Genomic DNA, 13,363 nt, shown 5'->3' with positions numbered 1-13,363 from the left:
TATTGTTCCCGCGCCGTTCGTTCCCGCGCCGTTCTGGGGCGGCCTTGGGTTATAGCTTAGTCGATGCGGAGGACGCCATAAACAGCCCGAATCAGCCCGAAAGCGGCCAGACCTACCGCGATGCGGGCGTGGATATCGATGCCGGCAATGCCCTGGTCGATGCGATCAAGCCGCTGGCCAAATCCACCGCGCGCTCGGGCAGCGACGCCGGCCTCGGCGGCTTCGGCGCCTTCTTCGATCTGCGCGCGGCGGGGTTCAAGGACCCGATCCTGGTCGCGACCACCGACGGCGTCGGCACCAAGCTCAAGATCGCGATCGCGACCGGCCGGCATGACCGGATCGGGATCGACCTGGTGGCGATGTGCGTCAACGATCTCGTGGTCCAGGGCGCGGAGCCGCTGCTGTTCCTCGACTATTACGCGACCGGCAAGCTCGAAGTCGCCGCGGGCCGCAGCATCATCGCCGGCATCGCCGAAGGCTGCCGCATCGCCGGCTGCGCGCTGGTCGGCGGCGAGACGGCCGAGATGCCGGGCATGTATGCGCATGGCGATTACGACCTGGCCGGATTTGCCGTCGGCGCCGTGGAGCGCGGACAGCAGCTGACCGGCGACACCGTCGCGGCCGGCGACATCGTGCTGGGCCTTGCCTCGAGCGGCGTCCATTCGAACGGCTATTCGCTGGTGCGCCGCATCGTCGAGCGGAGCGGCCTGCGCTATGACGAGAAGGCGCCCTTCGCGCCAGATCGTGATCTCGCCACGGCGCTTCTGGAGCCGACGCGCATCTATGTGAAGAGCGGCCTGCCGCCGATCCGCGCCGGCCATATCAAGGCCCTCGCCCATATCACGGGCGGCGGCCTGATCGAGAATCCGCCGCGCGTCGTCCCCGATCATCTCGCAGTCGAGATCGATGCCGCGCGCTGGACGCTGCCGGCGGTGTTCGGCTGGCTGATGCGCCAGGGCAATGTGGCGCCCGAGGAAATGGCGCGGACCTTCAATTGCGGCATCGGCATGGTGGTGGTGGCGGCGCCCGAGCATGCCGACGCGGCGCAAACCGCCCTCGCCGCTTCTGGCGAGACCGTGCATCGGATCGGGCGCATCACCGAGCGGCGCTCGGGCGAGCCCGGTGCCCGCGTCCTCAACATGGACAGCGCATGGCGGCGCTGAAGGTCGGCGTCCTCATCTCCGGGCGCGGCAGCAATCTGCAGGCGTTGATCGAAGCCTGCCGCGACCCCGCCACCAACGCCAAAATCGTCCTGGTGCTGTCGAACAAGGCCAATGCCGGCGGTCTGGCGCGAGCGGCGGAGGCCGGAATACGGACCGCCGTCATCGATCACAAGGCCTATGCCGACCGCGCCGGCTTCGATGCCGAGCTCGACCGGCAACTCCGCGCCGCCGGCGTGGAGTTGGTCTGCCTCGCCGGCTTCATGCGGATCCTCACCGACGGTTTCATCGCCGCCTGGCATAATCGCATGATCAATATCCATCCGTCGCTTCTGCCGGCCTATCGTGGCCTTGACACCCATGCGCGGGCCCTGGCCGACGGCGTCAAGCTGGCGGGCTGCACCGTTCACTATGTGCGCCGCGAGCTCGATACCGGTCCGATCATCGTCCAGGTCGCGGTTCCGGTGGCCGCCGACGACACGCCCGACAGCCTGGCGGCACGGATCCTGACCGCCGAGCATCGCGCCTATCCGCTGGCCCTGCGGCTGGTCGCCACAGGCCGGGTCACGGTGGATGGCGAAAGAGCCATCCTCGACGGCCAGGCCATGCCCGGCGGAATCATGATGAATCCGACCGGTTGACGGGCCCGCCGCCGCGGTTGCCGAGCCGGGGGCCGCTGGTCTAAAAAAGGGCGCCCGCTGCCGGTTCCCAGGCGGACCGGCAACCGAAAGACACCGACAGAGGATCTCGCGCGCGATGGCTCAAGACGATCAGATGCTTCATGACCATCAGCTGGCCTATAAGGGCTTCGTCAAGTTCAGCACCATCGGCGCGGTGCTGATTGCCGTGGCGCTGGCGCTGATGGGGCTCACGCTGCTTTAAATCCGGCGGCACGACACGGAAATGCAAAAGGGCGGCGGCCTCGGTGATCGAGGCCGCCGCCCTTCTTTATTCCCGCTGGAACGACCCGGCGTCCGATATCAGCCGACGATTTCGATGCCGCTGAAGAAGTAGGCGATCTCTTCGCGCGCCGTCTCGACCGCGTCGGATCCATGCACCGAATTGGCCTCGATCGATTCCGCGAATTCCTTGCGGATCGTGCCCGGCGCGGCATTGGCCGGATTGGTGGCGCCCATGATTTCGCGGTTGCGCGCGATCGCATTCTCGCCTTCGAGCACCTGGACCACGACCGGGCCGCTCGTCATGAAGGTGCAGAGCCCGTCGAAGAAGGGCCGGGCCTTATGGACCGCATAGAAGCCCTCGGCCTGGGCGCGGGACAGGCGAATGCGCTTCTGCGCGACGATGCGCAGGCCCGCTTCCTCGAATTTGGCGTTGATCTTGCCCGTCAGATTGCGGCGCGTGGCATCCGGCTTGATGATCGAGAAGGTACGTTCGATGGCCATGGTTCAAGGCGCTCCTGCGGAGAGAGGGTCAGCCGTCCCGAACCCGCCGGAACGGCCACCGAGCGGCCGGGTGGCCGCAAAAAGGGTGGCAGGCTTATAGAGGCTTGGGGGCCGCGCCGCAACCCGGGCCGATCCCCGCAGGACCGGTGTCCCGGGGGGCGACCGGGTTCGGTCTCGCAACCTTCAATGAAGCGTCATCTTGTCCGCCCAGAAAGGTTTCGGCGGCCCCGGCACTGTGCTATCAGGCCGGCCCATGCTGCAAATTCGCGACCTCACCTACCGGATTGCCGGGCGTCCGCTGCTCGAAGGGGCCAGCCTGTCGCTGCCCCCGGGCCATCGGGCGGGCCTGATCGGTCCCAATGGCTGCGGCAAATCCACGCTGCTGAAGCTCATCACCGGCGACCTCCATTCGGATGGCGGCGATATCTCGATGCCTGCCAACTGGCGCATCGGCCGATTGGCGCAGGAGGCCCCGGACGGCCCCGAAAGCCTGCTGGAGACCGTGCTCGCGGCCGACCAGGAGCGCGCCAGCCTGCTGGCCGAGGCCGAGCATGCCTCCGACCCGCATCGCATTGCGGAGATCCATGAGCGCCTGGCCATGATCGACGCCCACAGCGCGCCTGCGCGCGCGGCCTCGATCCTGGCGGGCCTCGGTTTCGACAACGACGCCCAGGCCCGGCCCTGCACCGATTTCTCCGGCGGCTGGCGCATGCGCGTGGCGCTGGCGGCGCTGCTGTTCTCCGAGCCCGACCTGCTGCTGCTGGACGAGCCCACCAACCATCTCGATCTCGAAGCCAGCCTCTGGCTCGAGCAGTATCTCGCCGACTATCCGCGCACGATCCTGATCGTCAGCCATGACCGCGACCTGTTGAACAAGGCGGTCGACCACATCATCCATCTCGAGAACCGCAAGCTGGTGCTCTACAGCGGCGGTTATGACCGGTTCGAACGGACGCGCGCGGAGCGGCTCGACCATCAGGCCGCGATGCGCAACAAGCAGCTGGCGCAGCGCAAGCATATGCAGGAGTTCGTCGACCGCTTCCGCTACAAGGCGAGCAAGGCGCGCCAGGCCCAGTCGCGCCTCAAGGCGCTCGAGCGCATGGAGCCGATCGCGGCCGTCACCGAAGCCCGTACCGAGATGTTCGAGTTCCCCGCGCCCGAGGCCCTGCCCTCGCCGCTGATCTCACTCGATGGCGTCGAGGCCGGCTACGAGCCGGGCCGCCCGGTGCTGCGGCGCCTCGATCTGCGCATCGACCAGGACGACCGCATCGCGCTGCTGGGCGCCAACGGCAACGGCAAATCGACCATGGCCAAGCTGATCGCCGGTCGCCTCAAGCAGATGAGCGGCGAGGTCCGGCGCTCGGCCAAGCTCAAGATCGGTTATTTCGCGCAGCACCAGACCGAGGAGCTGGCGGTCGAGGCGACGCCGCTGCAGCTCATGGAGCGGCTGGCGCCGCAATTGAACGAGCCCAAGCGCCGCGCGCATCTGGCGCGCTTCGGCCTCGGCCAGCAGCGGGTGAACACGGCTGTGGGATCGCTGTCGGGCGGCGAGAAGGCCAGGTTGCTGTTCTCGCTGGTCACGCGCGAAGCACCGCACATCCTGATCCTCGACGAGCCCACCAACCATCTCGACGTCGATGCGCGCCAGGCGCTGGTCCAGGCGCTCAACGATTACGAAGGCGCCGTGCTGCTGATCAGCCACGATCCGCATCTGATCGAGCTGGTGGCCGACCGGCTGTGGCTGGTGGCGGACGGGCGCTGCAAGCCGTTCGACGGCTCGCTCGACGATTACCGGCAGTATCTGCTGTCGGAGCGCCGGTCGCGCAAAGGCGGCGCGATCGAAGCCGCAGGCCGCAACGATTCCCAGGCGCGCGCGCAGCGGCGGCGCGAAGGCGCGACCGCGCGCGTCGCCAAAGGGCCGCTGCGCAAGGCCGCCGAGATTGCCGAGAAGAAAGTCGCCGAGCTCGCCCGGCACAAGTCGAAGCTGGAGCAGGTGCTGGCGAATCCGAAGCTCTACCAGCAGGATCAGGCCCGTGCGCGCGACCTGCAGCGCGAGCTGGGCGAGTTGGGGAAGACGATTGCCGCCGCGGAAGAGGCCTGGCTCTCAGCCACCGCCGCCCTCGAAGCTGCCGAGAACGCCGATAGCTGAGAAGATGCCGGCCGGGTCTAACCGGCGATAGCGCGCGAGGCGCGGAACTGTCGGACGCTATTCGGCGGCGTCGACGTCCGCACCGGCGTCGTTGAGATCGATCTCATACTCCCGAACGACGCGCTCATGACCGTTCTTGAGTGACATCAGCCGGTATTGATTGTCGACGCCCGTCGGCGGCAGCAGCCTCACCACCTTGTAGGAGCCCGGCGGCGTCGCCGCCGAAAGGTTCGGTCTGGCTTCGACCAACTGGCCGACCTTGTACTTATGTGCGCCCATGAACTCACTCTTTCATTGGCGCGGGATCACGCGCCGTTATCGATCGTGGTGGACATTTCGGGCCGGCAGCGCCTCTTGCGGGCGTTCAGACGACCTTGAGGTCGGCGGCGGCGTTCTTGCCGTTCTCGCTGGTGACCTCGAAACTCACCTTCTGGCCTTCGCTCAGCATCGACAGCCCGGCCTTCTCGACCGCGCTGATATGGACATAGACGTCTTTCGAGCCGTCTTCCGGCTGGATGAAGCCGAAGCCTTTGCTCGTATTGAAGAACTTTACGGTTCCGACAGACATGGCGAACTCCTTGAAGAACGGGGTACGGGACCCGTCACGGCCCGATCGCAATCCGGCCATGCCGGGTTGTTGGGCCGGTGAAACATTCCCCAGAGTGGCGGGAAGAGCGGCCCTTCCTGCCAGAACCCTGATCGTCAGATTTCGTCTCTGGGGTATCGCGGTCCAGGAGAACTGCCATTCGTCCGTCGGTCTTGCCGGCCTTCACCGGCGGGGACGACGAATTTTCAGCCACAAAGCAATTCTTCGGCACAACGGCAACGAATCGCCGCTTCCTTCAGATGGGAGCGAGGCCCGTGCATTTCCACAATAAAATTTAGACGGGATTAGAATATATTGGTTTGAAACTAAACGATTTTCCTGAACATGTCCAGGTCGATTTTGCCACACTATTTCGCGCCGGAAACCTGTTTTCTGAGGAATATTTGCCCGGCGCTTCCGGCCACCCGGAAAAGAGTGGCGCCGTTCCGGCGTTCGCAGCAGCCTGTTATGAGGGCTTCACCGGCACGACCCAATCCGAGGGCGTTCTGATCTCGCGAAGATCGATTTTGACCGTCACTTCCTGCGGGATGCAGAGCATGTTGAGGGAAACCACATTCGGGTAGAGGTTTTCGCTGACGCCCGCCCTGTTGGCCGGATTGTAGAGCAGCGGCCGATGGTCCCAGAGGCGATAGCCATAGCTCTGAATCTGGCGGATCAGGGCCGGCGAGGTGACCTCGCTCTCATTCTCGACATAGAGCATCGGACGGCAGCGCTTGATGGTCGCCTCCGCGCCGGCCAGGACGTCGGATTCCATGCCCCGCACATCGGCCTTGATCATGCGGCAATTGGCCAGGGAGAAGCTGTCGATGGTCTCGACCGGCACCGGCTCGCCTTTCTCGCTGCCGACCAGAGAGAGACCGCCGAAATTCTGTTTGCTGCCGGGATCGAGCAGCCGGACCGGTATCTGCCCCGGCGCCCGCCCCGCCGCGGCATGGCGCGCATAGACATTCCACAGGCCGTTCAGAGCGAGATTGGCGCAGAGGAGCTGATAAGTCAGACGCTGCGGCTCGAACACCACCAGCGCGCCATTGGGGCGCAGCGCCTTCGCGATCGGCACCGTGTGGCACCCGATGTTGGCGCCGGCCTCGATCACGGTGTCGCCCGGCCGCACCAGTTGCAGGAGCACCTGCAGCTCCAGCTCGCCGTACTCGCCATAGCGTTCCAGCGCTTCGCCGATATAGCGATCGTTGGTGTTGTAGAGCATGGTGCCGTGCCGGCATCGCTTGATCCGATAGGGACTCTCCGGTCCCACCGGTGCGAACGCGATACCGTCCGGAAGTTCCGCGGACTCGTCCATGCTCACCCCTTCGCCTTTTCCTGCCAGCGTCCGTTGTCGTCCTGCTGGTAATAGACGAGGCTGTGCCCCGCCTCCTTATAGGCGGCCCAGCGCTGCCGGCCGGCGGCGACCGCCGCATCGTCCTGGCCATCCAGCATCTCGACGCAGAGTTCGAAGCCGGACACCGCACCCGATTGTGCGCCATCCGTCAGGAACAGCACGGTGGCCTTGTTGGGGTTCTCGTCCTGGTCGGTCAGCCAGACCGGCTGGCGCTCGGGGCGGCCGTCCCGCTTGCTGCCATGCGGCAGGAAGCTGTTGGGGTCATAAGTCCAGAGTTGCGCCGTCAGCGCTTCGACCCGCTCGCCCGATCCCGCCATCACCACGGCGCGTTGGCCGCGCGCCAGCGTCCGCTCGAGCAGCTTCGGCAAGGCCGCTTCGAGGCTGGTCCGCTGCAAGTGATAGAATCGGACTTCGGTCAAGCACCGCCCCCTGCCGCGCTGCCGCCCTCATTCAGGGCGCGATCGGCCGACGACCGCGCCCTGACTCGGGGCCTCACCGCTCTTCGTAGTGGTCCGCGACGAACCGCTCCAGCAGGCGCACGCCATAGCCGGTCGCGCCCTTCGGCACGGTCGGCGCGTCCTTGTCGGACCAGGCCATGCCCGCGATATCGAGATGCGCCCAGGGCACGTCGTTGACGAAGCGCTGGATGAACTGCGCCGCCGTGATGGAGCCGCCATAGCGGTTGCCGACATTCTTCATGTCGGCAATGTCGGAGTTGATGATCTTGTCGTAGCCGTCGCCGAGCGGCATGCGCCAGAGCAGCTCGCCGCTTGCGCGGCCGGCCGCCAGCAGGCGCTCGGAAAGCTGATCGTTGTTCGAGAACAGGCCCGCATGGATCTGTCCCAGCGCGATCATGATGGCGCCGGTCAAGGTCGCCAGGTTGACCATCAATTGCGGCTTGAAGCGGTCTTGCGTGTACCAGATCGCATCGGCCAGCACGAGCCGGCCCTCGGCGTCGGTGTTGATGACCTCGATCGTCTGGCCCGACATCGACTTCACCACGTCGCCGGGCCGCTGCGCGGTGCCCGACGGCATGTTCTCGACCAGGCCGATGACACCGATCGCGTTCACCTTGGCCTTGCGGCCGGCCAGCGCCTTCATGACGCCGATGACGGCACCCGCACCCGCCATGTCCCACTTCATTTCTTCCATGCCGGCCGCCGGCTTGATCGAGATGCCGCCGGTATCGAAGGTCACGCCCTTGCCGATGAAGGCGACCGGGGGCTTCTTGCGGCCCTCGGGGAGTCCCTTCCACTGCATCACGACGAGCTGGGATTCGCGGACGCTGCCCTGGCCGACGCCCAGCAGGGCGTTCATCCCGAGCTTCTTCATCTCCTTCTCGCCCAGGATCTCGACCTTCACGCCGAGATCCTCGAGCGTCTTGGCCTGTTCGGCGAGGCTTTCCGGATAGATGACGTTGGCGGGCTCGGAAACCAGATCGCGGGTGAAGACGACGCCGTCGGCCAGCCGGTCCAGCGGTTCGAACAGCTTCTTGGCGGCGTTCGGATCTTCGACCAGCAGCGTCAGCTTCTTCAGGCTCGGCTTCTGCTCCGGCTTTTCCTTGGTCCGGTATTTATCGAACCGGTAGCTCCGCAGCCGGGCCCCGAACGCAACATTCGCCGCCATCTCGGCCGGCGACAGCGCCGCGCCCGGGATCGCGTCGATCGCGATCGCCAGCGCGCTGTCGCCCGTGCCGTTGGCATAGGCCGTCAGGCGCCCGCCGATCGCCTGGGCCGCCAGCGCGTCCACCGCCGTGGCCTGGCCCAGCCCGAACAACAACACCCGTGACAGCGGCAGGTCGCCCGGCGCCAGGAGCTGCAGCAGATCGTCCGACCGGCCCTTGAAGCGGCTGACGCCCAGCGCCCGGATGAGTGCGCCTTTGGCCGCCTTGTCGAGGGCTGTGGCACTCGCCTGCAGCTTGCGGTCATCGAGCGCGCCCACCGCGAGCGCGCCGGATTCCGGTATCTCGAATTTGGCGAAATGAATCTTCATCGACAGAGATCTCCAAGCAATGCGGCCAGGGCGCGGGGATCGGCGGGAGGCCGGGGCCACGAGCGGGCCCGTGAGAGGCCAAGGCAGCGGGCGCTGCCGGCAAACTTCCTGTATCACAGGCCCCGGATACGATAAAGCGGGGCCGGATTCCGGCCCGAACGTTACCGAACCGGAAATCATTCATCGGATTGGCGAATCCGGGCTAGGAACGCCGCCGTCGCCCTGCCTATCATGCGCGCCATGGTCCGGATCAAGACCGTACGCAGCGTCAATATCTACATCGGCAGGCAGGTGGCGCTGCTTCTGGCGGTCATCACCTTTGGCCTGACATTCGTGATCTGGCTGACCCAGACCGTCCGGTTCCTGGACCTGATCATCAACCGGGGCCTGCCCCTCACGACCGCGCTCTATCTGCTGAGCCTGCTGGTGCCGGAGCTGCTGATCATCCTGCTCCCGGCGGCGCTCTTCATCGCCAGCCTGTTCGTCTATTGGCGCCTGGGTGTCGACAGCGAGCTGGTAGTGCTGCGCAGCGCCGGCATGAGCCCCTGGCAGCTCGCGCGGCCGGCCCTGGCCACGGCGGTCGTCGTCACGCTGATCTGCTACTGGCTCGGCCTCTCGCTGGCCCCGCATGCCAACCGGGCTTTCGGCGGGCTGACCACCGAACTGCGCAACGATTTCTCCCAGGTGCTGATCCAGGCCGGGGTCTTCACCGAGGCGACTCCGGGGGTGACGGTCTATACCCGCGCTCGCACCGCGGACGGATCCCTGGCTGGCGTGGTGGTCTATGACCAGCGCGCCGGCCGGCCGCAGACCATCTACACGGCGTCGCGCGGGCTCATCACCGGCGGGCCCACGGGGCCCGCGATTCTGCTCGAGGACGGGACCCTGCAGCAGCGCGAATCCAGGAAGGATCCGCCGTCGATCCTGACCTTCGAGCGCACCCTCGTACAGCTCGGACTGGGTGACGGCACCGCTCGGGTGGTCCAGCCCAAGCAGCAATGGATGACCATCGACGAGCTTCTCCGGCCGGCCGATCCCGTCGACGACGCCACCCGGATCCGCTACCGGACCGAGGTGCATTGGCGTCTCTCGCAGCCGCTCTTCGGCCTGGCCTATGTCGCGGTGGCCCTGGCCTCGCTGCTGGTCGGCAGTATCGGCCGCCGGGCTCAGTTCTGGCGCGGCATCGTGGCGGTCCTGCTGGTCTGCGCCATGCAAGGGAGCGCCTATGGCGCGCTGAGCGCGACCATCCGCAGGCCCGAGTTCTGGCCGCTGCTCTATGCGGTGCCGCTGACGCCCACCCTGCTCGCGTTCGCCCTCCTGCGCCTGCCCCGCCTGCGCGGCCCGTTCCTCGTCAGACAGTGGGCGGCTCACCCATGAGGCTGCTCCCGCCAACGCTCTCGCTCTATTTGCTCCGGCATTTCCTGCTCTGGTGCGTGGCGGTCGCGTTCGCCGTCTGCGGCATCATCTTCGCCGCCGACATGATCCAGTTTCTGACCGAGGACGCCGCCGGCACCGATGTCGGAGCGTTCAGCCTGATGGGGCTCGCGCTGCTCCGGCTGCCGCAGACCTTCCAGCAGGTCCTGCCCTTCGTCATCCTGATCGCGGGCCTGGGCACCTACCATCAATTGACCCGGACCAGCGAGCTGGTGGTGGCGCGGGCGGCAGGCGTTTCCGTGTGGCAGTTCATCGCGCCGGCCCTCCTGGCCGCGCTGGCGATCGGCATCCTGCGAATTACGGTCCTGGATCCGATCGCGACGACGATGCAGGCCAAGTTCGACGATTTGCACGACATCTGGTTCGGCGACGGCAACGGCAATCTCGTTGCGTCGGCAGGCAGCGGCGTCTGGCTCCGGGAACAGAATATCGACGGCACGGCCATCGTCCACGCGACCCATGTGAGTCTGGCGAACCGCGCGCTGGGCGGGGTGATTCTCCTGCTGTTCGATCCCGACGATCATTTCAACGAGCGGGTCGATGCCAAGGTCGGAAAGATCGAGAACGGCCTGTGGCAATTGAGCGGCGTCGAGCGGGTGATCGCCGGACATGCCGTCGAACGCATGGACCAGCTCACGGTGCCGACTCGAATCAGCTATGGCCAGATCCTGGACCGCTTCGCGCGCACCAACGCGATCTCCTTCTGGGCCCTTCCCCGCTATATCTCTTTGCTCGAATCGACGGGCTTCTCGGCGCGGCCGCATCGGCTCCTGTGGAACCGCATGCTGGCCATGCCCGTGCTGTACATGGCCCTGCTCGTGATCGCCGCGTCCTTCGCTCTCAGGTTTCATCGCAAAGGCGACGCCGCGCTGCTCGCCGGGGCTGGCGCCTTCACGGGTTTCCTGCTCTATTTCCTGTCCGACTTGGTTTACGCCTTGGGGATCAACTCGAGCATTCCGTTGCAGTTGGCGGCATGGGCACCAGCGGGTGTCACGGCCTTGCTGGGCATTACGATGCTTTTACATTTCGAGGACGGCTAAGGGGATATGAGAGGGGGATGGGCCGCGCTGATAGGGGTGGCGCTGGCGATGATCGTGGCATCCACCGCGGCATGGTCGGCATCCACGGATCAAGGCGAGCAGGATCTGGCCAAGCAACTGCTGCCGCATCCCAACAGCCCTGTATTGCTGATTGCCGATGAGATCACCTACGACCAGGAACAGGGCCTGGTCGTCGCCTCCGGCCATGTCGAGATTTCGCAGAACGACAAGGTGCTCCTGGCGGATCGGGTGGCCTATGTCGAGAAGACGCAAGTGGTCACGGCCGACGGCAATGTCGCGATGCTGGATCAGGACGGCAACGTCCTGTTTGCCGACCATATGCAGCTGAAGGACGACCTCAAGGAAGGCGCCATCACCAATATCAAGATGCTGCTCTCGGACCGCTCGCGCATGGCGGCCAATTCGGCGCAGCGATATGCCGGCAACTACACCGAGCTTCACCAGGCGGTCTATTCACCCTGCGAGCTCTGCGCCAGCGACCCGACCCGGGCCCCGCTCTGGCAGATCAAGGCCGTCAAGGTCACCCACGACCAGGAGGCCCATCGCATCGAATATGAAGACGCCTGGATGGAGATCTATGGCGTGCCGGTCTTCTACACGCCTTACTTCTCGCATCCCGACCCGACCGTCAAACGACAGAGCGGCTTCCTGTCGCCGACCTTCGGGATGAACAACAATCTCGGCTTCCAGGTCCAGATTCCCTATTTCTGGGTGCTGGGGCCGGACCAGGACATCACCTTATCGCCGCTGATCACGACCCAGCAGAGCGTGGACGCCCAGGCCGAATACCGCTACCGGTTGCCGGACGGTTATCTGCAGCTTGCCGGCAGCGCCACGGTCGCCGATCGCGAACGGACCCATAACGGCGTCAACGAAACCCTGCATGACCAGTTTCGCGGCAATATCGACAGCTACGGGCGCTTCGATATCGACGACAACTGGCGCTGGGGTTTCGATGCCCAGCGCGAGACCGACAAGACCTATATGCGCCTCTACAACCTCGGCAACGACCGGACCCTGACCAGCCGGCTGTTCGCCGAGAATTTCGAGGGTCGCAACTACCTCTCGATCAACAACTATGCCTTCCAGGGCACGCTCGACACCGACAACAACGACGAAGCGCCGATCGTCACGCCGGTCATCGACTACAACTATGTGAGCGAGCCCGCCGATTATGGCGGTTACTACAAAGTCGACTTCAACACGTTGGTCCTCGATCGCATCCAGGGCCGGGACAGCCGGCGCGTTTCGTTGAATCTCGGCTGGAGCCTGCCCTACACCGCACCCGCGGGCGACATCTACAAGCTCGACCTGTCGCTGCGCGGCGACGGCTATTGGGTCGACGATGTCGATCCCGACAACAACGACGTGAACCCCTCGGGCGACACCTTCAGCGGCCTCGCCGGCCGCATCTTCCCCCAATTCGCCTTCGAGTGGCGCTATCCCTTCGCGACCACGACGGGCACGGTTCACCAGGTGATCGAGCCGATCGTCGGCCTCTACGCCTCCACCAATGCCGGCAATACCGGCAAGATCCCCAACGAAGACAGCGTCGGCACCGAGCTCGACGACACCAACCTCTTCCAGGCGGATCGTTTCCAGGGCCTCGATCGGGTCGATAACGGCCAGCGCGTCGATTACGGGGTTCGCTGGAGCGCCATCAACCAGACCATCGGCCAGACCACGATCTTCCTCGGCCAGAGCTTTCGCATCGGCGGCGACCAGGGCGTGTTCGGCGACGGATCGGGCATCGAGCAGGATCTTTCGGACGTCGTCGGGCGCATCGACCTTCAGCCGACCGACTGGCTCGACCTGCTCTATCGCTTCCGCTACAGCACCACCAGCCTGTCCGCCCGCCACAACGAAGTGGGCCTGACCGTCGGCGTCCCGGAGATCAACGCGACCCTGAGCTATGCCCAGATCGACAACATCGACAGCAGCGATCTGGGGAAGCGCGAGGAGGTCTTCGGCACCATCGCCGCCAAGGTGAGCGACTACTGGTCGGTCAATTTCAAGGCCCGCGAAGATATCGAGAACAATGTCCTGCGCTATATCGGCGGCGGCGTCGCCTATGAGGACGAATGCATCCTGCTGCGGGCGGCGATCACCCACAGCAATGTCGAGGACGAGGAAGTGAATTCGGGCACCAGCTTCCTGTTTACGGTGGGTTTCAAGAATCTGGGGGCCGTCGACGTCCCCTTCTGACCGGCCGTCCGCCGCT

Annotated in this window: 13 protein-coding genes; 7 read left to right on the top strand and 6 right to left on the bottom strand. The window is 65.5% G+C overall.

The annotated features are described in order from the left end of the window. Positions 1-44: 44 nt before the first annotated feature. From purM to FRZ44_RS07920, 3 genes are all read left to right on the top strand, one after another. On the top strand, positions 45-1,163 hold the full coding sequence (gene purM, locus FRZ44_RS07930) for a phosphoribosylformylglycinamidine cyclo-ligase (RefSeq protein ID WP_407658065.1): 1,119 nt from the start codon (positions 45-47) through the stop codon (positions 1,161-1,163). Continuing rightward, positions 1,151-1,801: a phosphoribosylglycinamide formyltransferase gene (gene purN, locus FRZ44_RS07925; protein WP_151176677.1), complete on the top strand. Its 651-nt coding sequence runs from the start codon at positions 1,151-1,153 to the stop codon at positions 1,799-1,801. The genes purM and purN overlap by 13 nt, the downstream gene beginning before the upstream one ends. Positions 1,802-1,916: 115 nt before the next feature. After that, complete coding sequence (locus FRZ44_RS07920; RefSeq protein WP_151176676.1) at positions 1,917-2,042, top strand: aa3-type cytochrome c oxidase subunit IV; 126 nt, start codon at positions 1,917-1,919, stop codon at positions 2,040-2,042. A gap of 98 nt (positions 2,043-2,140) precedes the next feature. Here the strand turns inward: FRZ44_RS07920 and ndk are convergent, their stop codons facing one another. After that, positions 2,141-2,563, bottom strand: coding sequence for a nucleoside-diphosphate kinase (ndk, locus tag FRZ44_RS07915; RefSeq protein ID WP_151176675.1), 423 nt, complete (start codon positions 2,561-2,563; stop codon positions 2,141-2,143). Between the two features lie 253 nt (positions 2,564-2,816). Between ndk and FRZ44_RS07910 the strand changes: the two genes are divergently transcribed. Beyond that, on the top strand, positions 2,817-4,712 hold the full coding sequence (locus FRZ44_RS07910) for an ABC-F family ATP-binding cassette domain-containing protein (protein ID WP_151176674.1): 1,896 nt from the start codon (positions 2,817-2,819) through the stop codon (positions 4,710-4,712). Between the two features lie 57 nt (positions 4,713-4,769). Here FRZ44_RS07910 and FRZ44_RS07905 read toward each other — a convergent pair whose 3' ends face one another. The 5 genes from FRZ44_RS07905 to FRZ44_RS07885 form a co-directional block, all read right to left on the bottom strand. Next, a complete protein-coding gene (locus FRZ44_RS07905) occupies positions 4,770-4,991 on the bottom strand; it encodes a hypothetical protein (protein ID WP_151176673.1) in 222 nt (73 codons plus the stop codon). Positions 4,992-5,076: 85 nt separating this feature from the next. Next, the gene (locus tag FRZ44_RS07900) at positions 5,077-5,280 is read right to left on the bottom strand and encodes a cold-shock protein (protein ID WP_151176672.1); all 204 of its coding nucleotides are present in this window, start codon (positions 5,278-5,280) and stop codon (positions 5,077-5,079) included. Between the two features lie 484 nt (positions 5,281-5,764). Further along, a complete protein-coding gene (locus FRZ44_RS07895; RefSeq protein ID WP_151176671.1) occupies positions 5,765-6,616 on the bottom strand; it encodes an FkbM family methyltransferase in 852 nt (283 codons plus the stop codon). Between the two features lie 2 nt (positions 6,617-6,618). After that, on the bottom strand, positions 6,619-7,074 hold the full coding sequence (locus FRZ44_RS07890; protein WP_151176670.1) for a DNA polymerase III subunit chi: 456 nt from the start codon (positions 7,072-7,074) through the stop codon (positions 6,619-6,621). 73 nt (positions 7,075-7,147) lie between these two features. Then, entirely contained in the window at positions 7,148-8,647 is a 1,500-nt protein-coding gene (locus tag FRZ44_RS07885; RefSeq protein ID WP_151176669.1) for a leucyl aminopeptidase, read from the bottom strand. Positions 8,648-8,878: 231 nt separating this feature from the next. Between FRZ44_RS07885 and FRZ44_RS07880 the strand changes: the two genes are divergently transcribed. From FRZ44_RS07880 to FRZ44_RS07870, 3 genes are read left to right on the top strand one after another with little or no spacing between them, the layout of a single operon-like run. After that, entirely contained in the window at positions 8,879-10,024 is a 1,146-nt protein-coding gene (locus tag FRZ44_RS07880; RefSeq protein ID WP_151176668.1) for an LptF/LptG family permease, read from the top strand. Continuing rightward, positions 10,021-11,121 carry an LPS export ABC transporter permease LptG gene (gene lptG / locus FRZ44_RS07875; RefSeq protein WP_151176667.1) on the top strand — a complete coding sequence of 367 codons (1,101 nt, stop codon included), beginning with the start codon at positions 10,021-10,023 and terminating at the stop codon, positions 11,119-11,121. Before FRZ44_RS07880 ends, lptG begins: the two co-directional genes overlap by 4 nt. A gap of 48 nt (positions 11,122-11,169) precedes the next feature. Beyond that, positions 11,170-13,347, top strand: a complete 2,178-nt coding sequence (locus FRZ44_RS07870) for an LPS-assembly protein LptD (RefSeq protein WP_191908472.1) — start codon at positions 11,170-11,172, stop codon at positions 13,345-13,347. Positions 13,348-13,363: the final 16 nt, after the last annotated feature.

The organism is Hypericibacter terrae (assembly GCF_008728855.1).
Lineage (GTDB): Bacteria > Pseudomonadota > Alphaproteobacteria > Dongiales > Dongiaceae > Hypericibacter > Hypericibacter terrae.
The sequence above is the reverse complement of the archived record's forward strand: the minus strand, read 5'-3'. Positions and strand labels throughout refer to the sequence as shown.